The 21,217-nt window shown below is 72.7% G+C and carries 22 protein-coding genes and 1 tRNA gene; 11 read left to right on the plus strand and 12 right to left on the minus strand.

Annotation, left to right across the window (positions count from 1 at the left end; all coding sequences use genetic code 11):
- Positions 1-76 precede the first annotated feature (76 nt).
- From AC3RKB_RS08135 to AC3RKB_RS08150, 4 genes are all read left to right on the plus strand, one after another.
- Positions 77-667: a DUF937 domain-containing protein gene (locus tag AC3RKB_RS08135; protein ID WP_491435585.1), complete on the plus strand. Its 591-nt coding sequence runs from the start codon at positions 77-79 to the stop codon at positions 665-667.
- Between the two features lie 68 nt (positions 668-735).
- On the plus strand, positions 736-1,182 hold the full coding sequence (locus AC3RKB_RS08140; protein ID WP_491435586.1) for an FAS1-like dehydratase domain-containing protein: 447 nt from the start codon (positions 736-738) through the stop codon (positions 1,180-1,182).
- On the plus strand, positions 1,182-1,607 hold the full coding sequence (locus AC3RKB_RS08145) for a MaoC family dehydratase (protein WP_491435587.1): 426 nt from the start codon (positions 1,182-1,184) through the stop codon (positions 1,605-1,607). Before AC3RKB_RS08140 ends, AC3RKB_RS08145 begins: the two co-directional genes overlap by 1 nt.
- A 1-nt stretch (position 1,608) precedes the next feature.
- A complete protein-coding gene (locus AC3RKB_RS08150; RefSeq protein WP_491435588.1) occupies positions 1,609-2,829 on the plus strand; it encodes a UDP-N-acetylmuramate dehydrogenase in 1,221 nt (406 codons plus the stop codon).
- Positions 2,830-2,912: 83 nt separating this feature from the next.
- Here AC3RKB_RS08150 and AC3RKB_RS08155 read toward each other — a convergent pair whose 3' ends face one another.
- The 9 genes from AC3RKB_RS08155 to lysE all read right to left on the minus strand — a co-directional run bounded on the left by AC3RKB_RS08155 (position 2,913) and on the right by lysE (position 13,241).
- Complete coding sequence (locus AC3RKB_RS08155) at positions 2,913-4,532, minus strand: bifunctional phosphatase PAP2/diacylglycerol kinase family protein (RefSeq protein ID WP_491435589.1); 1,620 nt, start codon at positions 4,530-4,532, stop codon at positions 2,913-2,915.
- A 30-nt stretch (positions 4,533-4,562) separates the two neighbouring features.
- Positions 4,563-5,237, minus strand: coding sequence for a response regulator (locus AC3RKB_RS08160; protein ID WP_491435590.1), 675 nt, complete (start codon positions 5,235-5,237; stop codon positions 4,563-4,565).
- Positions 5,234-6,457 (minus strand): sensor histidine kinase, encoded by a 1,224-nt coding sequence (locus tag AC3RKB_RS08165; RefSeq protein ID WP_491435591.1) that lies wholly within the window; start codon positions 6,455-6,457, stop codon positions 5,234-5,236. Before AC3RKB_RS08165 ends, AC3RKB_RS08160 begins: the two co-directional genes overlap by 4 nt.
- A 39-nt stretch (positions 6,458-6,496) precedes the next feature.
- Positions 6,497-7,381, minus strand: a complete 885-nt coding sequence (locus AC3RKB_RS08170; RefSeq protein ID WP_491436786.1) for an ABC transporter permease — start codon at positions 7,379-7,381, stop codon at positions 6,497-6,499.
- Positions 7,382-7,386: 5 nt separating this feature from the next.
- Positions 7,387-8,295 carry an ABC transporter ATP-binding protein gene (locus tag AC3RKB_RS08175; protein WP_491435592.1) on the minus strand — a complete coding sequence of 303 codons (909 nt, stop codon included), beginning with the start codon at positions 8,293-8,295 and terminating at the stop codon, positions 7,387-7,389.
- 626 nt (positions 8,296-8,921) lie between these two features.
- Positions 8,922-10,181: an RNA polymerase sigma factor gene (locus AC3RKB_RS08180; RefSeq protein ID WP_491435593.1), complete on the minus strand. Its 1,260-nt coding sequence runs from the start codon at positions 10,179-10,181 to the stop codon at positions 8,922-8,924.
- Between the two features lie 68 nt (positions 10,182-10,249).
- Positions 10,250-11,089: a YciI family protein gene (locus AC3RKB_RS08185; protein ID WP_491435594.1), complete on the minus strand. Its 840-nt coding sequence runs from the start codon at positions 11,087-11,089 to the stop codon at positions 10,250-10,252.
- A 193-nt stretch (positions 11,090-11,282) separates the two neighbouring features.
- Positions 11,283-12,287 carry an isopenicillin N synthase family dioxygenase gene (locus AC3RKB_RS08190; protein ID WP_491435595.1) on the minus strand — a complete coding sequence of 335 codons (1,005 nt, stop codon included), beginning with the start codon at positions 12,285-12,287 and terminating at the stop codon, positions 11,283-11,285.
- 273 nt (positions 12,288-12,560) lie between these two features.
- Entirely contained in the window at positions 12,561-13,241 is a 681-nt protein-coding gene (gene lysE, locus AC3RKB_RS08195; protein ID WP_491435596.1) for an L-lysine exporter, read from the minus strand.
- A 46-nt stretch (positions 13,242-13,287) separates the two neighbouring features.
- Here lysE and AC3RKB_RS08200 point away from each other — a divergent pair, with 46 nt between their 5' ends.
- Positions 13,288-14,184, plus strand: coding sequence for a LysR family transcriptional regulator ArgP (locus AC3RKB_RS08200; RefSeq protein ID WP_491435597.1), 897 nt, complete (start codon positions 13,288-13,290; stop codon positions 14,182-14,184).
- A gap of 112 nt (positions 14,185-14,296) precedes the next feature.
- On the opposite strand, the gene dgt is transcribed toward AC3RKB_RS08200, so the two are convergent.
- The 3 genes from dgt to AC3RKB_RS08215 all read right to left on the minus strand — a co-directional run bounded on the left by dgt (position 14,297) and on the right by AC3RKB_RS08215 (position 17,619).
- A complete protein-coding gene (dgt, locus tag AC3RKB_RS08205; RefSeq protein WP_491435598.1) occupies positions 14,297-15,808 on the minus strand; it encodes a dGTP triphosphohydrolase in 1,512 nt (503 codons plus the stop codon).
- Between the two features lie 14 nt (positions 15,809-15,822).
- Positions 15,823-17,040 carry a pyridoxal phosphate-dependent aminotransferase gene (locus AC3RKB_RS08210; RefSeq protein ID WP_491435599.1) on the minus strand — a complete coding sequence of 406 codons (1,218 nt, stop codon included), beginning with the start codon at positions 17,038-17,040 and terminating at the stop codon, positions 15,823-15,825.
- 174 nt (positions 17,041-17,214) lie between these two features.
- Positions 17,215-17,619 carry a DUF7144 family membrane protein gene (locus tag AC3RKB_RS08215; protein ID WP_491435600.1) on the minus strand — a complete coding sequence of 135 codons (405 nt, stop codon included), beginning with the start codon at positions 17,617-17,619 and terminating at the stop codon, positions 17,215-17,217.
- Positions 17,620-17,897: 278 nt separating this feature from the next.
- Here AC3RKB_RS08215 and AC3RKB_RS08220 point away from each other — a divergent pair.
- From AC3RKB_RS08220 to AC3RKB_RS08245, 6 genes are all read left to right on the plus strand, one after another.
- Positions 17,898-17,970, plus strand: a tRNA-Trp gene (locus AC3RKB_RS08220).
- A 41-nt stretch (positions 17,971-18,011) separates the two neighbouring features.
- Entirely contained in the window at positions 18,012-18,287 is a 276-nt protein-coding gene (gene secE / locus AC3RKB_RS08225; RefSeq protein ID WP_491435601.1) for a preprotein translocase subunit SecE, read from the plus strand.
- Positions 18,288-18,352: 65 nt separating this feature from the next.
- Positions 18,353-19,276: a transcription termination/antitermination protein NusG gene (gene nusG, locus AC3RKB_RS08230; RefSeq protein ID WP_491435602.1), complete on the plus strand. Its 924-nt coding sequence runs from the start codon at positions 18,353-18,355 to the stop codon at positions 19,274-19,276.
- Between the two features lie 150 nt (positions 19,277-19,426).
- Complete coding sequence (gene rplK / locus AC3RKB_RS08235; RefSeq protein ID WP_491435603.1) at positions 19,427-19,855, plus strand: 50S ribosomal protein L11; 429 nt, start codon at positions 19,427-19,429, stop codon at positions 19,853-19,855.
- Positions 19,856-19,966: 111 nt separating this feature from the next.
- On the plus strand, positions 19,967-20,656 hold the full coding sequence (rplA, locus tag AC3RKB_RS08240) for a 50S ribosomal protein L1 (RefSeq protein WP_491435604.1): 690 nt from the start codon (positions 19,967-19,969) through the stop codon (positions 20,654-20,656).
- Positions 20,657-20,829: 173 nt separating this feature from the next.
- Positions 20,830-21,174 (plus strand): hypothetical protein, encoded by a 345-nt coding sequence (locus AC3RKB_RS08245; RefSeq protein WP_491435605.1) that lies wholly within the window; start codon positions 20,830-20,832, stop codon positions 21,172-21,174.
- Positions 21,175-21,217 lie beyond the last annotated feature (43 nt).

The raw sequence follows: 21,217 nt of genomic DNA on the forward strand, positions 1-21,217 counted from the left end.
GGCCTCGACCGTGGGAATGCGCCCCGGTAGCGTGAGCGTGGGCGCCCGACGGCGGGCGCGCGAAGGGGGAGCCCGCATGGCCGCGTACGACGACATCATCGCCAACATCCCGATCTCCGACCTGGCCGCGAGGCTCGGCGTCGACGAGGCCACCGCTCGGTCGGCCGTCGACGAGGCCCTGCCGGCGCTGCTCGGCGGCATGGGCGCCAACGCGCAGGATGCCGCGGGGGCCGCCTCGCTCGAGCGCGCAGTGCAGCACCACTCGCCGCAGTTGTTCGAGGGCGGCGTGAACCTCGACGAGGTCGACGCGGACGACGGCGACAAGATCGTCCACAACGTGTTCGGCGCCAACACCGACCAGGTCGTGCAGAAGCTCGGCTCGACCGAGCAGGGCGGCGGGCAGGGGCTCATCCAGAAGCTGCTGCCGATCCTCGCGCCGATCGTGCTGAGCTTCCTCGCGGGCCAGTTCGCCCAGCGCGGGCAGCAGGGCGGCGAGCCGGCCCAGGCCGACGCGCCGGCGAGCGGCGGCGGCGGCATCGGCGACATCCTGGGCGGGCTGCTCGGCGGCGGCGGGCTCGGCGGCAGCGGCGGCGGCGGCGCGGGCGGCGGCATGCTCGGCGGCCTCGGCGACCTGCTCGGCGGGCTGCTCGGGGGCGGCAAGCGCTGAGCGCGGCCGGTGCGGGCGAGCGGATGCGACATCCGCTCGCCGAAGGGCGCCCTGCGTAGACTGTCACGGTGCCAGTGAACCCCGAGCTGCAGGGGCGCGAGTTCCCGCCCACCGCGCCGTACCTCGTCGGCCGCGAGAAGGTGCGCGAGTTCGCGCGCGCCGTGTTCGCGACCAACCCCATCAACCTCGACGTCGACGCCGCGCGCGCCGCGGGCCACGCCGACCTCGTCGCGCCGCCCACGTTCGCCGTGGTCGTGCAGGAGCACACGCTCGCGCAGCTGCTCGCCGAGCCCGATGCCGGCATCGACTTCTCGCGCGTCGTGCACGGCGACCAGCGCTTCACCTCGGCGCGCCCGATCGTCGCGGGCGACGAGCTGACGGCGACGCTGCGCGTCACGAGCGTGAAGTCGATCGGCGGCCACTCGACGGTGACCGCCGAGTCGGTGATGACGGATGCCGCGGGGGAGCACGTCGTGACGGCGACCTCCGTGCTCGTGGTTCGAGGAGACGACTGATGCCCGCACCCGACTTCGACGCCCTGTCCGTCGGCGACGTCGTCGCCGAGCGCGACGTGCACCTCACGCGCGACTCGCTCGTCCGCTACGCGGGCGCATCCGGCGACTTCAACCCGATCCACTACCGCGACGACGTCGCGACCGGCGTGGGCCTGCCCGGCGTGATCGCCCACGGCATGCTCACGATGGGCCTCGCGGTGCAGCCGGTCGTCGACTGGGCCGGCGACCCGGGCCGCGTGCGCGACTACCAGGTCCGCTTCACCCGCCCGGTGGTCGTCGACCCCGAGGCCGGGGCCGACGTGTCGGTCTCCGCCAAGGTCGGCGAGCTCGACGCCGAGGCGCGCACCGCCCGCGTCGACCTGACCGTCACCTTCGACGGCCGCACCGTGCTCGGCAAGGCGCAGGTGCGGGTGGTGCTCGCCTGAGATGAGCACCACCGAGTCGTCCGGGCCTCGCGAGGAACGCGACATCCGCTTCGCCGACCTCACCACCCTGCGCGTCGGCGGGCCGATCGACCGGCTGGTCACCGCGACCACCCGCGATGAGCTCGTCGAGCTCGTGCGCGAGGCCGAGTCGTCGGGCGAGCCGTGGATGGTGCTCGGCGGCGGATCGAACCTGCTCGTCGGCGACGAGGGATTCGACGGCACGGTGGTGCGGATCGCCACCCGCGGCATCGAGGTGCTGCCCGGCGACGAGGTGGGCACGGTCCACCTGCGCGTGCAGGCCGGCGAGAACTGGGACGAGCTCGTCGCGTACGCCGTCGAGCAGGGGTACGCGGGCCTCGAGGCACTGTCCGGCATCCCCGGCTCGGTCGGCGCCTCGCCCGTGCAGAACATCGGCGCCTACGGGCAGGAGCTCTCGAGCGCACTGGTCGGCATCGAGTTCCTCGGCGAGGGTGAGGACGAGCCCCGCGCGATGTCGGCCGACGAGCTCGAGCTCGGCTACCGCACCTCGGTGCTCAAGCAGGGCCTGCGCGGCGTCGTCGTCTCGGTCGAGCTCGCGCTGCACGACACGACCGCCGAGCGCGAGGTGCTCGGCGAGGCGCTCGGCACGCCGGTCGCGTACGCGCAGCTCGCCGGCGCGCTCGGCGTGCAGCTCGGCGACCGCGCGCCCCTCGCACGCGTGCGCGACGCCGTGCTCGCACTGCGGGCGGGCAAGGGCATGGTGCTCGATCCCGACGACGTCGACTCCGTCAGCGCCGGATCGTTCTTCACCAACCCGATCGTGCCCGAACGCGTCGCGCGCACCCTGCCCGGCGACGCGCCGCGCTGGTACGTCGAGCCCGACGAGCCCGACGAGGTGACACCGCTCGCCGAGCTGGCCGCCGAGTCGCCGCTCGATGCGTTCCTCGCGCACCAGGCCGAGCTCGAGCGGGTCGAGGAGCAGGCGGCGGATGGCGCGGCCGCCCCGCCGCTCGTGAAGCTCTCGGCCGCGTGGCTCATCGAGCACTCGGGCGTCCATCGCGGCTTCGCCCTGCCCGGGTCGCGCGCCGCGATCTCGACGAAGCATACGCTCGCGCTCACCAACCGCGGCGGCGCCTCCGCCGACGAGGTCGCCCAGCTCGCCCGCTTCGTGCAGGGGCGCGTGCAGTCCGAGTTCGGCATCCTGCTGCACCCCGAGCCGATGCTCGTCGGAGTCGAGCTGTAGGCCGCCCTCACGCCGACCGCCCCACACTGCGAGTTCGCAGGATGACGCGGTTCAGAGGCCCGATATCGGGCCTCTGACCGGGCTCATCCTGCGAACTCGGTGCGCTCGGTCGCCGCGGTGCGCACCGCCGGGCGGTACACGTCGAGCGCGCCCGGCACGACGCGGATCGTCGTGCGATAGCCGGGCGCCGAGAGGTCGGCGGATGCCGCGGCCGGCTCGTCGAGCGCGACCTCGCCGTCGTGCGCGAACCCGGGCGGCTGGCCTCGGCGGGGCCGCACGTCGACGGTGAGCTCGGTCGCGGTGAACGCCTCGACGCGCTCGGGGATCAGTCGCAGCGCGCGCAGCACGGCCGCGGTGCGGTGCCCGAACGCGAGCGACGCGATCGCGCCCGTGCGCGACCCGGCGTGCAGGGCGCGCACGTCGAGCACTCCGTCGTCGAGCGTGCGGCGCTGCAACGGGGCGGGCACGTCGCGGGCGTTCCGGCCGACGCCCACGAAGAGCGTCCACAGCTCGGCGCGGCGCCCGTCGACGACGACCGTGACCGGCTGGGAGCGGCCGAGCACCCGGACCGCCGCGATGATCGCCGACACCCACTTGTTCCGCAGCCGCCGCTGCAGTCGCTCGCGCTCGGCGACGAAGTCGGGGTACAGGCCGACCGAGGCGACGTTGGTCACGGTGATCGGCTCGTGGGAGCCGAAGGTGAGCTCGGCGAGGTCGACGCGCACGCCCTCGCCGCGCTGCACGGCGTCGATGGCGGCGTCGACGGATGGCACGCCCGCCGTCCGCGCGAAGTGGTTGAAGGTTCCCGCCGGCACGATGAGCAGCGGCACGCCGGCGCGGCGCGCGTCGTCGGCGACGCACGCGACCGACCCGTCGCCGCCGCACACGCCGACGATGCGCGGCGGGGTCGGCCGGGCGAGCACGGCCCGCACGGCCTCGCCGGGATCGTCGCCGGGTTCGAGCACGTGCAGCTCGGCGCGGGGGAGCCGCTCGGCGAGCACGTCGATCGGGTCGGCGCGCACCACGCTGGTGCCGGCCGACCGGTTCACGACGATGACGACGCCCTCGCCGTCGGGCGAGGCCGGCAGCGCACGGTCGACGCCGGGCGGCACCGGTGGCGGAGGAGGTCCGGGCCGCGGTCGCACGATCGCCGCGCCGGCCGCCGCGACGCCGAGGCCGATCGCGAGCCCGCCCACCACGTCGGAGAGCCAGTGCACGCCCGTGTGCAGGCGCGAGTACGCGACGCCGAGCGCAACCGGCGCGAGTGCGGCGCCGACCCGCGGCGACTCGAGCGCGACGCCCGCCGTGAACGCCGCGGCGCTCGCCGAGTGCCCCGACGGGAACGTGCGGCTCGACGGCTGCACGGGAAGGCGGCGGCCGATGGGCACGTCCTCGAGGGCGGGGCGGTCGCCGCCGAACACGCGCTTCGCGATGAGGTTCGTGAGGGCGCTCGCCGCCACGAGCGACAGGATGCCACGGGCCGCCGCCCGTCGGCGTCCGACCACCGCGAGCACGCCCGCGACCGTGAACCACAGCACGCCCTTGTCCGCGAACCCGGTCAGTCGCGACCAGAACCGGTCGACGTGCGGATGCGAGTGCCAGCCGTTGATGCGGCGCGTCGCCGCGGCATCCGCTCTGGTCACCCAACCGGGAAGCAGGCGCGCCCGGCGCACCGCCACGCGTACGCCCGTCACCAGCCCCACGGGCCCAGCGTACGGCGCCGGCGCCACGGATCAGAGCAGGCCGAGCTCCATCGCCCGCGTCACCGCGCGCGTTCGGTCGTTCACCTCGAGCTTCTCGAACACGTGGATGAGGTGGGTCTTCACGGTCGCCTCGCCGATGTGCAGCGTGCGGGCGATCTCGGGGTTGGAGCGGCCGTCGGCGACGAGGCGGAGCACCTCGAGTTCGCGCGGTGACAGCGACGGCGGCGCGGGCGCGGCGGCCGACGCCGCGGCGGCCCGTACGCGCGTCACCAGCTTCGCCGCGATCGACGGCGCGAGCACCGTCTCTCCCGCGGCGACCGAGCGGATGCCGGTGAGGATCTCCTCCTGCGGCGCGGCCTTCAGCAGGTACCCGCTCGCGCCCGCCTCGATCGCGGCGAGGATGTGGTCGTCGGTCTCGTAGGTCGTGAGCACGAGCACGCGCGTGCCGCCGGGGCCGCCGCCGGCGCCGACCGCCGCGAGGATGCGCGCGGTCGCGGCCGCGCCGTCGAGCACGGGCATCCGGAGGTCCATGAGCACGAGGTCGGGTCGGAGCTCGGCGGCCAGCGCGACGGCCTCGGCGCCGTCGACGGCCTCGCCGACGACCTCGATGCCGGGCTCCGACTCGAGCAGCCCGACGATGCCCGAGCGGACGATGGGGTGGTCGTCGGCGACGACGACGCGGATGGGCTCGCGGTGATCGGTCATGACTCGCTCACTCCCGTCGGCTCGGATCCGGCCGGGGTCGAGGTCGCCGTCTCGGCGCTCGCCGGGGCATCCGCGCGGGGCACCACCACGCGCAGCACGGTGCCGCCCGCGCCGCCCGGCCCGAACTCGAGCCGCCCGCCGACGAGCGCCACCCGGTCGCGCATGCCCGCCAGGCCGAAGCCGCCGTCGCCCGGGACCGCGTCGCCCGGCCCGACGCCGTCGTCGCACACCTCGAGCACGATCTCCCCGTCGAGTGCCGAGACCGTCACCGAGGCCGACGACGCCCGCGCGTGCTTCCGAACGTTCGCGAGCGCCTCCTGCGCGCACCGCAGCAGCACGACCTCGAGCTCGCGGTCGAGCGCCGCGGCATCGGCCTCGACCGAGACGCGCACGCCCGTCTCGCGTTCGAATCCGCTCGCGAGCCGTCGCAGCGCCTCGCCGAGTCCTGCCGACGGGTCGACCGGCGCGAGCGACGCGACGAGTCCGCGCGCCTCGGTGAGGGCCTCGCGGGCCATCTGCTCCATGAGTTCGACATCGCCCCGAGCGGATGCCGCGGCCTCGCCCTCGACGCCGGCGAGCCGTCGCTCGGCGCGCTGGGCGACCATCACGAGCCCGGTGAGGCTCTGCGCGATGGTGTCGTGGATCTCGCGCGCGAGCCGCCCCCGTTCATCGGTGACGCCCGCGTCGCGGTGCATCGCGGCGAGCTGGCCCTGTGCGGACTGGAGCTCGTCGAGCAGCCTCGCCCGCTCCTCGCCGTACTGGGCGATGCGCGTGATCCAGAGGCCGAGCGCGATGCTGAAGCCGACCGAGAGAGCGGCGACCGCGGTGCCGGTCACGAGTCCCGCGGGCCAGACCCGGATCGCGTACCCGACGACGATCGCGACGGCGATGAGGAGGTTCGCGACGATCGCGCTCCGCGTCGACGGCGACGTCGACCAGACGAACGGGTAGAGGAAGGCCTGCAGGATCGCGAACGACGGCTCGATGGTGGTGCCGATCGCGAGGAGCACCGCGTAGGCGATCGCGATCGCCAGGTGCCGGCGTGGTGTCGCGACCGGCACGCATCGGCGGCCCCACGCGAGGTGGATGATCAGGAACGCTCCCGCGGCCGCCCAGGTCGCCGCGTCGTCGGCCCCGAACGGCGGGTCGAGCAGGCTGACCGCGACGATGACGACCGTGACCGCCACCGCCGCGGCATCCCACCACCGCACGTTCTGCATGTGATCAGGCTCCCACAGGGTTCTCGCGTGGCGCAGCGCTCAGGCGTCGCGCCGAAGCCAGCGGAAGGTGAGCCGGCTGACGACGAGCCCGACCACGAGCCACGCGACGAGCGCGAGCGCGACCCAGCCGAGGTCCCACGACTCGTTCGGCTCGAGCACCGCGAAGTCCTCGGGCAGGAACGCGGCGCGCATGCCCTGCGCCATCCACTTCAGCGGGAAGATGCTCGCGATGTTCTGCATCCACTCGGGCAGTTGGTTGAACTGCAGGTAGACGCCCGAGATGAACTGCAGCACGAGCATGATCGGCACGACGACGGCGCTCGCCGACTTGCCCGACCGCGGCACCGACGACAGCGCGATGCCGAGCAGCGCCGACGTCGCGGTGCCGAGCACGAACACCCAGGCGAACGTGAACCACGCCTCGGCCTCGGTCGGCAGCGCGATGCCGAACACGGTACCGGCCGCGAGCAGCAGCAGGGCCGCTTGGAACGTGCCGGTGACGAAGACCTGCCCGATCTTGCCGAGGAAGTACGACACGGGCGAGAGCGGCGTGCCGCCGAGGCGCTTGAGCGTGCCGTCCGACTTCTCGCCCGCGATGTCGATCGCGAGGTTCTGCACGCCGGAGAGCAGGATGCCGGCGGCGAGCAGGCCGGGCAGGTAGTAGGCGCCCACCGAGATCGACTCCGCGTCGGGCCCCGGCTGGATCTCGCCCGACGCGCTGAACGCGGCCGTGAAGATGCCGAGCATGATGAAGGGGAACAGGAACGTGAAGAACACGGTGTCGGGCGAGCGGAAGTACCCGCGCACCTCGTGCCCGATGCGGGCGAGGCCGACCGCGAGCCGGTTCGGGCGGGTGCCGGCCGGGCCCATGCCGGGGCCGGTCGGGCGGATGTCGCGCCGCGGGCTTGCGGCGGTGGTCGTCATGGTGCTCATGCGAGCGCCTCCTCCTCATCGAGGGCGCCGGCTTCGGCCGCGCCCACCAGGTCCAGGTAGATGTCCTCCAGGCTCGGCCGGATGACCTCGAGCCCATCGGGCTCGCGACCGAGGTCGCGGGCGAGGGATGCGACGAACTCGGCCGGCCGTTCTGTACGCGCCTCGCGGGGCGCGTCGCCGTCGGCGTCGGCGTCGCGCCAGCGCACGATCGGCACGCGGGCCGCGGCGCCGCCGAGCTCGCCGATCGGCGCCACGTCGACGAGCCGCCCGCCGACGATCACGCCGGCGCGGTCGCCGAGCTGCGCCGCCTCGTCGAGGTAGTGGGTCGTGAGCAGGATGGTGGTGCCCTCCTGCTTGAGCGCACGGATCAGGTTCCAGAACTCGCGCCGCGCCTCCGGGTCGAACCCGGTCGTCGGCTCGTCGAGGAACAGCAGTTCGGGGCGGCCGATGATGCCGAGCGCGACATCCACCCGCCGTCGTTGCCCGCCCGAGAGCTTCGCGATGCGCGTGCGCGCCTTGGCCTCGAGTCCGACGGCGGCGATGACCTCGTCGACGTCGCGCGGGTTCGGGTAGAACCGGGCGAAGTGCGCGAGCTGCTCGCGCACCGTGTACTGCCCGGGCTCGGTGGCCGACTGCAGCACGATGCCGAGCCGCGCCTTCCAGTCGAGCCCGCCGTGCGCGGGGTCCTCGCCGAGCACGCTCACCTCGCCCCCGCTGCGCAGCCGGTAGCCCTCGAGGATCTCGATGGTGGTCGACTTGCCCGCACCATTCGGCCCGAGCAGGGCGAACGTCTCGCCGCGCCGGATGTCGAGGTCGATGCCGGCGATCGCGTCGATCCGGCCGTACTCCTTGCGGAGTCCGCGCACTTGCACCGCGGGCGCCTCCGCCTCAGTCATGTGGTCCATGCCCTCGAGCCTGCCCGCGCGCCGCTTCCGGCGGCAGCCGTGACCCGGTCGATTTCGCCCTCCACCGATCGGTGGATGCCGCGCCCTGTGAGGGTTGAGGAGCCCGCGGAGCGGGCGTCTCGAAACCCCGGCGGTCGTGCGCCCCACGGGTTTCGAGACGGGCGCTGGGCGCCCTCCTCAACCCTCACGCACGCGCCTGCGGCGCAGGATTCGTCGGTTCCGTCGCCGCGCCCAGGTCCTGACCGCCGCCCGGCTCGCGAGACAGGCATCCATCGCGCGGCCCGGTGGAAAGGTATTCGCGGGATACCTTTCCACCGGGTCTTGAGGAGGGAGGGCATGGTGGCGCGGCATCCGGCGGGGGAGAGGCCGCGAAGCGGCGTATCGAGACTCGGTCGGTGGATGTCCTGCCGCTCGGCCCGTGAGGGTTGAGGAACCCGCCCGCGGGCGTCTCGAAACCCGGCGGTCGTGCGCCCCACGGGTTTCGAGACGGGCGCTGGGCGCCCTCCTCAACCCTCACGCGCGCGCCTGGGGCGCTGGGCGCCCTCCTCAACCCTCACACGCGCGCCTGCGGCGCTGCGCGACCTCCTCAACCCTCACGCGCGCGCCTGGGGCGCTGGGCGCCCTCCTCAGCCCTCGGTTCGCGGGAGGGGTAATTCGGCGAGGCGGCGTTCGAGGAAGCGGCGCTCGGGAGTGGTCGGGGCGAGTGCGATGGCGGCACGGTAGCGGGATGCCGCGGCATCCGCCTCGCCCAGGCGGCGGAGCAGGTCGGCCTGCGCCGCGGGCAGCAGGTGGTAGCCGTCGAGCCGGCCGGACGCCTCGAGCAGGGCGAGGTCGTCGAGGCCGTGCTGCGGGCCGAACGCCATGCCGCGCGCGATCGCGCGGTTGAGCGCGACGAACGGGGAGTCGGCGAGCATCGCGAGCGCGTCGTAGCGCTCGGCGATGGCGCGCCAGTCTGTGTCGTCGGCCGTATGGGCGCGGGCATGCGCGGCCTGGATCTCGGCCTGCAGTCGGTAGGGGCCGGATGGGTCGTCGGCGGCGCGTCCGGCACCGAGCAGGGCGAGCCCCTCGGCGAGCTCGGCCGCGTTCCAGCGCGAGCGGTCCTGCTCGGGCAGCGGCACGAGCTCGCCGGCGGCGTCGACGCGTGCCGCCGAGCGCGCGTGCTGGAGGAGCAGCATCGCGAGCAGCGCCGTCGCCTCGTCGGCGCCGGGGAGCAGTGCGACCACGAGTCGCGTGAGGCGGATCGCCTCGGCGGCGAGATCGAGACGCTGCAGCACGTCGCCGTGCGAGGCGAGGTACCCCTCGTTGGCGATCAGGTACAGCACTGCGAGCACGCCGCCGAGCCGTTCGGGCAGCACGTCGGCGGTGGGCACGCGGTACGGGATGGCGGCGTGCCGGATCTTGCGCTTGGCGCGCGAGATGCGCTGGCCCATGGTCGGTTCCGGCACGAGGAAGGCCCGGGCGATCTCACCGGTCTCCAGTCCGCCGACGGTGCGCAGCGTCAACGCCACTCGCGACTCCATGCGCAGCGCGGGATGCGCGCAGGTGAAGATCAGCCGCAGCTGGTCGTCCCACTGCGGCGACTCGTCGGCGACGACATCGGCCGGGTCGGGCGGACCGCCCGTGCGGCCCGAGACCTCCTCCATCGCCATCCACTCCCTGACCTTCTCGGCCTCGACACCGCGCCGACGTAGCCGGTCGAGCGCGAGGTTTCGCGCCGCGGTCGTGAGCCAGGCGCCCGGATTGCGCGGCACCCCGTCCCGCGGCCACGTCTGCGCCGCACGCTCGAACGCGGCGGACGCCGCCTCCTCCGCGACATCCCAATCGCCCGTGACGCGGATCAGCGTCGCGACGACCCGCGCCCACTCCGAGCGGTACGCGTCGCGCAACGCTGCCGCGACCTCGGGCGCGAGCGGATCGGCACCGCCCGAACCCGCCGCCGCGCGGTCGGCCGTCGTCAGAGGGCGGCTCCCGCCAGCGCCTCGGCGGCCGCCGGCTCGAGCCGGACACCGCGCTCCGCCGCTTCGCGCTCGGTGCGCGCGACGTGGTCCTCGTGCACGTCGAACGGCCAGAGCGGGCGCAGCTCGATCGCGCCGCCGCGCGCCATCGGGTGCTTCGCCGCGACCTCGATCGCCTCGGCCAGGTCGGTCACCTCGATGAGGTCGAAGCCGGCGACCCACTCCTTCGCCTCGGCGAAGCCGCCGTCGGTCACGAGCACCTCGCCGTTCCGGCGGCGCACGAACGTGGCATCCGCCGGCGGTCGCAGGACCTCGCCGAACTGCCGCACGCCGCGGCCGTCCATCTCGCGCACCCACGCCTCGGGGTCGTCGTCGGGCGTGCTGCCGTCGGCCGCCCCCGCCGCCCGCTCGCCGCCCGGCTCGGCGACGACGAGCATGAGGTAGCGGCGTCCGCGCGTCGGTCGCTCGGGGAACCCGGCCGGCACCACGCGCGAACCCGGCTCCGCGCCCGGCCACTGCATGAACGGGCGGATCTCGACCTGCCCGAACGAGGCCACCGGATGCTTCGACGCGATCTCGATCGCCTCGTCGAGGTCGCGGGCCTCGATGACGTCGAAGCCGCCGATCGCCTCCTTCGCCTCGGTGAACGGGCCGTCGACCACGAGCACCTCGCCGCCGCGTACGCGGACGGTCGTGGCATCCTGCTCGGGCCGCAGCCGCTCGCCGTACTCCGAGGCGCCGCGCGCCTCCACCTCGTCGACCCACTCGCCGACGTGGTCGTCGGCCGGCACGTAGGGCAGGGGGTCGGGGCCCTCGGCGTAGAACAGCGCATACTCCATGGCGGATTCCTTCCTCTCGGTCACGCTACGCAAGTACGACGAACGGGGGAACCCGGTTTCGACACCCGGACTTCGAGCGGGTCGCGGGTTTCGAGACGGGCGCGGAGCGCCCTCCTCAACCCTCACGGACCGCTTCGATCGGGTCGCGGGTTTCGAGACGGGCGCGGAGCGCCCTCCTCAACCCTCACACGACTCAGGCGCCCACGAGCAGGCGCGGGTGCTGCGCCTCGACCACGTTGGGGTGCGCGCGCAGGCGGCTCTTCAGCCAGTTCTCGCCGAAGACCGCGTGCAGCGGGTTCGCCGGGTCCTGGGTGACACCGGGCGCCTCGGCGGCGAGGGCCGGCGGCAGCGCGATGGTCGGGATCGCGGCGTCCAGCGCCGGGCCGTGGAAGTACGGGATCGAGATGCGCTCGGTGCCCGGCTCGGGGGAGGCCACGCGGTGCAGCGTCGCCTTGAGGTAGCCGCCGGTCGCGATCTCGAGCAGCTCGCCGATGTTGACGACGAACGCGCCGGGGGGCGGGGTGACGTCGATCCACTCGCCATCCTTCTCGACCTGCAGGCCGGCCTTGCCCTCCTCGACCGAGAGCAGCGTGAGCACGCCGAGGTCCTTGTGCGCGCCGACGCCCTGCGCGGGCTGTTCGGCCTCGACGCCGGGGTAGCGCACGATCTTCATGTACGGCGAGGGCGTCGTGAACGCCGAGTCGAAGGCGTCGGATGGCGCGCCCAGCGCCTCGGCCCACGCGCGCAGCAGTCGCGTGCCCACCTCGTCGAGCCGTGCGATCCACTCCTCGGCGACCTCGCGCAGCTGGGGCAGCGCGTCGGGCCAGAGGTTCGGTCCCTGCAGGATCCAGTAGTCGGGCGTCCCCGCCGTCATCTCGACGGCGGGCCGCTCGGCGCCGATGTCGATCTGCTCGCGGATGTCGACGCGCCCGAGCGTGCGCTCGCCGCCCATGCGCGTGTACCCGCGGAAGTGCGGGCTGCGCACGTTCTCGATCGCGAGCTTGTGCGACTCGGGCAGCGCGAAGAACGCGCGCGCGGCCTCGTAGGCGCGGTCGATGAGGTCGGCGGGCACGCCGTGGCCGACGAGCGAGAAGAAGCCGACCTCGTGGGTCGCGCGGCGGAGCTCGTCGCGGAACTGCGCCTGCTGCTCGGGCGTGCCGTTCAGCAGGGAGAGGTCGAGGACGGGGATGGCGGACATGTGCTGGTCCTTTCGAGGTGCCGGGATGGTGCGCCGACGGTGAGGCGGCCCCGGCATCCTTCGACGTCGGCTCGTGGCATCCGATTGGAGGGCGGTGCCTCGAGGAGCGGATGCCGCGGAGCTGACGCGGACGCGTCGGATGCGGCGTGAGCACGGGGGCTGCGGTCGGCGGCGCGGAGGAATCGCGCCCTGGGATCGTCGGGGAGACGACCGCCTAGCGGCGACAGCAGCGACAGGTGTTGGTGCTCACGATGACGCACACGCTAGCACGGCTCAGGCAGGCAGCACGAGCGAGACCGCGATCGCGAGCATGACCACGGCGATGATCCCGTCGAGGACCCGCCACGCGCGCGGGCTCGCGAGCACGCGGCCGAGCAGTCGCGCCCCGTACGCGAGCGAGAAGAACCACACGACGCTCGCGAGCATCGCACCCGCGGCGAAGATCCAGCGCTGATCGCCGTACGTCGCGCCGACCGAGCCGAGCAGCACGACCGTGTCGAGGTACACGTGCGGGTTCAGCCACGTGAGCGCGAGGCACGTCAGCACGACCGGCAGGACCGCGGTCTGCGTGGCGGTGGCTACGCCGCCGCCTCGTGCCGAGGTGTCGGGCGAGGCGGGAGCCTCCACCACAAGACCCGCCTCAGTTCCGCGCAGGGCGCGTCGCGCCGCGAGGAACGCGTAGCCGACGAGGAATGCCGCCCCCGCCCAGCGTGCGACGCCGATGAGCCACGGCGCCGCGTTCAGCGCCGCGCCCATGCCGCCCACGCCCGCGGCGATGAGCACCGCGTCGGAGACCGCGCAGATCAGGGCGACGACGAACACGTGCTCGCGTCGGATGCCCTGGCGCAGCACGAACACGTTCTGCGCGCCGATGGCGACGATGAGCGAGAAGCCGAGGCCGAGGCCGGCGACGAGCACGGTGAGGTCCATGCCGTCGAGGTTAGGCAGCGCCATCCGTGAAATCCAGCTCAAGATTCTTCATCAGCATTAGCATTGCTTCATGCAGATCCCGCTCGACCTCGCCCGGACGCTCGCCGCCGTGGTCGACGCGGGAACGTTCGACGCCGCGGCCGCCGAGCTGAACCTCACGCCGTCCGCGATCTCGCAACGCGTCAAGCAGCTCGAGCACCGGCTCGGCCGGGTCCTCGTCGTGCGCTCGAAGCCCGTGCGCGTCACCGAGGCCGGCGTGGCGGTGGTACGCCTCGCGCGGCAGCTCGCCCTCCTCGAGCACGACGCGCTCGCCGCGTTCGGTGGCGACGATGCGACATCCGCCCGCCCCACGACCGTGCCGCTCGCCGTGAACGCCGACTCCCTCGCCACGTGGTTCCTGCCCGCGCTGGCCCGCATCGCCGAGCACCACGCGGTGGTCTTCGACCTGCACCGCGACGACCAGGACTTCACCGCCGGCCTGCTCGAGTCGGGCGCCGTCATGGGCGCCGTCACCTCGCAGGCCGCACCGGTCGCCGGCTGCCTCGTGCGCCCGCTCGGCGTGATGCGCTACACGGCCGTCGCGACGCCCGCCTGGGTGGCGCGGTGGTGCCCCGACGGGGCGGATGCCGCGGCGCTGGCCGCCGCGCCCCGCGTCGACTTCGATCGCCGCGACGACCTGCAGTCCGAGTACCTGCGGCTGCGCGGCGCGGATGACGCGGCGTCGCCGCGGCACTACGTGCCCGCCTCGAACGACTTCGCGACCGCGATCAAGCTCGGGCTCGGGTGGGGGCTGCTGCCCGGCTTCCAGTCCGACGACGAGCTCGCCGACGGCCGGCTCGTCGCGCTGGGCGGCCTGCCCGTCGACGTCCCGCTGTACTGGCAGCAGTGGAACCTCGGGTCGCCGCTGCTCGACGCGATCGCCGAGGGCATCACGCGCGACGCGCGTATCGCGCTGGCGCCCGTGTGAGGGTCGAGGAGCGCCGGAGGTGCGTCTCGAGACCCGGCACCGCGTGCGACGGGTGCGGAGGCGAGGGGTTTCGAGACGCCGCTTCGCGGCTCCTCAACCCTCACAACACCGACTAGAGGTTCTGGCCGATGTCCCAGAGGCGGTCGGGCCGGCCGTCGATCGCCTCGGAGACGGCGAGCGCCTGGTCGTCGGAGAGCGAGGCGACGTAGTCCATGACCCCGCGGCCCACGCCGAGGCGCGCGACCTCGTCGGCCTCGGGGATCGGCACCTCCTCGGGTCGCTCCGTGCGGAGCCGCGAGTAGCCGTCGGTGGCGATCTCGACCAGCTCGCGCAGGCGCTGCGGCACGCGGTCGCGATCGTCCTCGTCGCGGATCCACGCCGTGAGGCCCTTGACCGCGCGCGTGAGCACCCGGCTGAGCCCGCGCTGGTACATCACGATGTCGGACCGGTCGAGGATGAAGTGCCGGTGCACGAACTTCAGGATCTCGACCTCGTGCCAGGCGAGCACGTCCAACGTCACGAGCCCCGCCCGGATGACGCCCTCGGGCGTCGGCACGACCGAGGACTGCAGGTGCGTGATCCACCGGTTCGTGAACGACGACAACGCCCGCTCGGACGCGATCGACCCGTCGAACGGGCTCGCGAGCAGGCCGTCGACGAGGTCGTCGGCGACGACCCCGGCCGCCTCGCGGAACGCGTCGTCGGACGCGATCCACGGGTCGCTCGCACGGAGCTTCCTCCGCAGGCCCTCGAGCGCGCTGCCGGGCGGTGCGGTGCGCCGGGCGAGCGCCTCGTCGTCGAGGTCGGCGAGATCGCCGCCCGACTCGATCCAGCCGCGGAACTCGCGGGCCACCGCGCCCTGGCTGAGCAGGCCCGCCCGGTAGAAGTCGTCGACGTCGTGGATGGAGTACGCGATGTCGTCGGCGATGTCCATGATCGAGCACTCGAGCGACTGGCGCAGCGGGGGATGCCCGCGGCGGGCGTCGACGAGGTCGGCCGCGTCGATGCCGTAGGCGGAGTACTTCGGCACGTCGACGCCGGACCCGGTGCGGCGCAGGCCGCGCGGCAGCGGCCCGTCGCCGAGCGCGTCGACGTCGAGGTACCGGGTCCACGGGTACTTGGCGACCGCGGTGCGCACCGCGGCGGTCAGGTTCAGGCCGAGCGGCGCGACCTCGCTCACGTCGAGCGTCGCGATGATGCGGTAGCTCTGGGCATTGCCCTCGAACCCGTCGGAGAGGCCAAGCGTCTCGCGGGCCAGCCGGTCGAGCACGCGCTCGCCCAGGTGGCCGAAGGGCGGGTGGCCGAGGTCGTGGGCGCTCGCCGCGGCCTGCACGACGACGGCGTCGCAGCCGTGCTCGATCGCGAGCGCGCGCGCGGGCGACGAGGCATCCGTCATCGCGACGGCGATCGCGCGCGCGACCGCCGTGACCTTGATCGAGTGCGTGAGCCGGTTGTGGATGAGCGGGCCCGCACCCGGCTGGGCGATCACCTGCGTGACCGCCGACAGCCGTGAGAAGTACGGCGAGAACCGGATGCGCTCGAGGTCGAGGCGGAACTGCGAGTGCTCGCCGATGACGTCGGCGCTGCTGCGCGGTTCGTGTACGCGGCGCGCGGCGCGATCCATGCCGGCGGCTCCGGTCAGGCGAACAGGCGCTGCAGGCGCTGCACGCCCTCGAGCAGCGGCGCGTCGCCGAGCGCGTAGCTGAAGCGCAGGAACCCGCTCGGTCCGAACGCCTCGCCCGGCACCGCGGCGACGTCGGCCTGCTCGAGCATCAGGTCGGCGAGCTCGAGCGAGGTCGTCGGCGTCGCGACGCCCCATTCGCGACCGAGCAGCCCCGTGACATCCGGGTAGACGTAGAACGCGCCCTGAGGCACCGGCACCGACATGCCGTCGATCTTCGACAGCTCGGCCACGATGGTGCGGCGACGGCGGTCGAACGCGCGCCGCATCTCCTCGACCGCGTCCTGCGGACCCGTGAGCGCGGCGATCGCGGCGCGCTGCGAGATGTTGGACACGTTCGACGACAGGTGCGACTGCAGGTTGGCGGCGCCCTTGATGACGTCGGCCGGACCGACCATCCAACCGAGGCGCCATCCGGTCATCGCGTAGGTCTTCGCGACGCCGTTCACGAGGATCGTCTGCTCGGCGAGGCCGGGCACCGCCTCGACGATCGACAGCGCGCGCGGCGGCGCGGCCTCGGGGTCGTCGGCGTAGGTGAGGTTCTGGTAGATCTCGTCGGAGATCACCCAGATCCCGTGCTCGAGCGCCCACTCGCCGATCGCCTTCACCTGCTTGGGCGGGTACACCGCGCCGGTCGGGTTCGACGGGGAGACGAACAGCAGCGCGCGGGTGCGCTCGGTGCGCGCGGCCTCGAGCTGCTCGACCGTGACCAGGTAGCCCTGGTCGCTGCCCGCGAACACGTCGACCTGGCGGCCGCCCGCGAGCTTGATCGCCTCGGGGTACGTGGTCCAGTACGGCGTCGGCACGAGGACCTCGTCGCCGTCGTCGAGCAGCACCTGGAAGGCCTGGTAGACCGCCTGCTTGCCGCCGTTGGTCACGACGACCTGGCCCGCGCCGACCTCGAGGCCCGAGTCGCGCAGGGTCTTCGCGGCGACCGCCTCGCGGAGTTCGGGCAGTCCGGCCGCGGGCGTGTACCGGTGGTTCCTCGGGTCGGCGACCGCCGCCAGCGCGGCCTCGACGATGTGCGCCGGCGTAGGGAAGTCGGGCTCGCCCGCCGCGTACGAGATCACGGGGCGGCCCTCGGCCTGCAGGGACTTGGCCTTCGCATCGACCTTCAGGGTCGCGGACTCGGCGATGGCGGAGATGCGGGCGGAGAGACGGCGCTGATCGGTCACGTGCTCCAGCCTAGGACGAGGGGTCCCCGCGTGTCAGCGGGGGCGGTCGTGACATCCGCCGCCACCCGGACGGATCGTCCGGACCTGCGCGCCGCCCCCGGGCACGGAAGGGCGCCGCGGCGGTTCCCCAGGCCGCGGCGCCGGCGCCCGCCCCCACGGGCGCGCCTTTCCGCGTCAGGCCTCCCTGACCTTGAGCTCCTTGCCGTGCACCGTCAGTGCGTAGATCACGAAGATGTCGAGCGCGATCACGATCATCGACCACCACGGCTGCGTCGGCAGCAGGAAGATGTGGCCGACCGCGTTCAGCGAGGCGAGGATCACGGCGATCACGCGCGCCCACGTCGCGCCGGTGAACAGCGCGAGCGCCACCAGGATCAACAGGATGCCGATCAGCAGGTGCCACCAGCCCCACCCCTGGACGTCCAGCAGGAACAGCGTTCCGCTCGTCACGACGAAGTAGGCGTCGGGCTGGAAGATCGCGATCAGGCCGTAGATCGCATCGATGGCGCCGGCGATGATCAGGATGACGCCGGCGAACCAGCCCCAACCGACCCAGCCGGTGACACGGACATCGCTCATGTCGTGCAGCTCCTCTCGTGGCGGACACGCGTCGCGGATGCGACGTCACTGCCGCTCTGCGGCCACGGTACGCCCGCCGCGCGCGCGTCCCATGGGACATTCGTCCCGTGCGGTTCCGCGGAGCGGGCCCCGGTTTGGTGCACCATCCGGCGTCGCATACACTTGGTGAGGTTGTTGAAGTCAGCCAAGATCGATCGCGCCTTCGAACGGGTGGAACACCCGTGCGGCGGCACTCGGCAGGCGACTTCGACCCTGTGACCCGGCCAGCCGGGTCGCATAGGGCGGTGGCTCAATTGGTAGAGCAGCGGTCTCCAAAACCGCAGGTTGCAGGTTCGAGTCCTGTCCGCCCTGCGAGCCGGCCGGCGATGGCCGGCCCATGAAAGGTGTACGAGGTGGCCCGGAAAGTACTCGACGAGCCCAGCGAGGACGTCGTCGCCAATGCCAAGCGCGAGCGCGCGGCACGGCGCAACCCCTTCGCCAGGATCGCCCTGTTCCTCCGGCAGGTCATCGGCGAACTGAAGAAGGTCGTCACGCCCACCCGCAAGGAGCTCTTCAGCTTCACCGCGGTGGTCCTGGTCTTCGTGGTCATCATGATGGCGATCGTCTGGGGGATGGACCAGCTGTTCGGTCTGCTGGTCCTGTACGTCTTCGGAACGCCGGGGGTCTGATCGGGCCGTCGGCCCGCACCCGCCGCGGAACCTCCGCGGTTCGGCAAGAGAAGGATTGAGGAACAGTGACGAGGAACGAGCGCGAGGACGTCGACTGGGCGACCGCCGCTGAGCAGTCGTCCGAGGTCGAGGAGATCCAGGAAGGCGCCACGCAGGAGCACGACGAGGACTCGGTCGAGCCGGCCGAGCACCGCGCCGTCCACATCGTCGACGACGAGGGCAACGACATCGACCTCGACGCCGTCCTCGACTCGCTCGCCGAGGCGTCCGACCCCGAGGCCGACGCCGTCGTCGACGACGCACTCGACATCGACTCCGCCGACGAGGCCGAGGCCGCGTTCGAGGCCGTCACCGAAGAAGACGAAGAGCACGACCCGTACGAGGCGTTCCGCCACGAGCTCCGCTTCCTCCCGGGCAAGTGGTACGTCGTGCACTCCTACGCCGGCTTCGAGCGCCGGGTGAAGGCGAACATCGAGCAGCGCCGCGAGACCATGGCCATGGCCGACCACATCCACCAGGTCGAGGTGCCCATGGAGGACGTGGTCGAGATCAAGAACGGCCAGCGCAAGATGGTCACGCGCGTGCGCGTGCCCGGCTACGTGCTCGTCCGCATGGACCTCAACGAGGAGAGCTGGTCGGTCATCCGCCACACTCCCGGCGTCACCGGCTTCGTGGGCAACGCGCACAACCCGACGCCCCTCCGCTTCGAGGAGGCCTTCAACATGCTGAAGAGCCTCGTCGAGATCAAGGATGTCGCCCCCGCGCGCGGCGCGAAGGCCGGCGCGGCCGCGAGTGCCGCCCGCGCCATCCCCGCCGAGGTCGACTTCGAGATCGGCGAGACCATCACCATCAAGGACGGCTCGTTCGCGGGCCTGCCCGGCACGATCAACGAGATCAAGCCCGAGAGCGGCAAGCTCACAGTGCTCGTCTCGCTCTTCGAGCGCGAGACGCCGGTCGAGCTCAGCTTCGACCAGGTCACCAAGCTCTAGGCGGAATCCACGCACGCAACCCTCCGGTATACTCGGAGGGTTGTGTGCTTTTCGCGAGCACCAGCCAGCCACCGCAACCCGGAACCGCCGGGACCTGCGGGAGAGTGCCCCGGCGATTCGGCCGGGCGTTCGAACAGGAAGAGAGAAATCATGGCACCGAAGAAGAAGGTCACTGGTCTGATCAAGCTTCAGATCAAGGCCGGCGCCGCCAACCCCGCCCCGCCGATCGGTCCGGCGCTGGGTCAGCACGGCGTCAACATCATGGAGTTCTGCAAGGCGTACAACGCCGCGACCGAGTCGCAGCGCGGCAACGTCATCCCCGTCGAGATCACCGTCTACGAGGACCGCTCCTTCACCTTCGTCCTGAAGACCCCGCCCGCCGCCGAGCTCATCAAGAAGGCCGCCGGCGTCGCCAAGGGCTCGGGCGTCCCGCACACCACCAAGGTGGGCAAGATCTCGCAGGACCAGGTCCGCGAGATCGCCGAGGCGAAGATGGTCGACCTCAACGCCAACGACCTCGACGCTGCGTCGAAGATCATCGCGGGCACCGCTCGCTCGATGGGCATCACGGTCGAATAAGGCCTCCGGGTCTCGAGACGCGCTTCGCGCTCCTCGACCCGCACAGTAGAACTCTCATTCGTGGCAGCGCCCGCCAGGCGCGATGACCACACTCTCGCAAGGAGAACCAACATGGCACAGAAGTCCAAGGCCTACCGGGCCGCGGCCGAGAAGATCGAGGCCGGCAAGTACTACACCCCGACCGACGCCGTCGCGCTCGCGAAGCAGACCGGCTCGGCGAAGTTCGACTCGACCGTCGAGGTCGCGCTGAAGCTCGGCGTCGACCCCCGCAAGGCCGACCAGATGGTGCGCGGCACCGTCATCCTCCCGCACGGCACCGGCAAGACGGCCCGCGTCATCGTCTTCGCGACCGGCCCCGCGGCCGAGGCCGCGATCGCCGCGGGTGCCGACGAGGTCGGCGGCGCCGAGCTCATCGAGAAGGTCGCCGGCGGCTACACCGCGTTCGACGCGGCCGTCGCCACCCCCGAGCTCATGGGCCAGGTCGGTCGTCTGGGCAAGGTCCTCGGTCCGCGCGGCCTCATGCCGAACCCGAAGACCGGCACCGTGACCCCGAACCCGGCCAAGGCCGTCGAGGAGATCAAGGGCGGCAAGATCGAGTTCCGCGTCGACAAGCACGCCAACGTGCACTTCGTCGTCGGCAAGGCCTCGTTCTCGCAGGACCAGCTCGACGAGAACCTCAAGGCCGCGCTCGAGGAGGTCGTGCGCCTCAAGCCGTCGAGCGCCAAGGGCCGCTACATCCAGAAGGGCGCCGTGTCGACCACGTTCGGCCCCGGCATCCCGCTGGACGTCAACGCCATCTGAGTCGCCTGACTCGTCACGAAGGGCTCGCCGGTTCGCCGGCGGGCCCTTCGTCGTCCACGCACGGCGGGTGCAGCCGATCGGAGTTCGTGGGTGGAATCACCCATTCCCGCGGCTCCGCAAGATGGATGATTCCCCCGAAGACGCGGGCCGCCCGGCGCCGTAGCGTCGGTGTCATGGACGTTCCGGTGCTCGCGGGGGTGATCGCGGCGGTGGTGTTCGCGATCAGCAACCTGCCGATGCTCTGGAAGGCGGTGCGCACGCACGACGTCACCTCGTACAGCCTGGGCAGCATCGCGATGATCAACGCCGCCAATGTCGTCTACTCCCTGTACGTGTTCAGCCTCCCACCCGGACCGATCTGGATGCTGCACTCGTTCTATCTCGTGGCGTCGGCGGTGATGCTCGTGCTGTGCGTGCGCCATCGCACGGCGGCCGCGGGCACCGCCGCCCCGCGCGGACGGAACCGGCCGCTGGATCGGGGGCCGTCCCGCGCGAGCGAGCGCCACATGGCGAGGTAGCGACGCACCTGCCCCACCTTGCGGCGGCGGATGGCGCGACGGT

Source organism: Agromyces capsici, assembly GCF_058349965.1.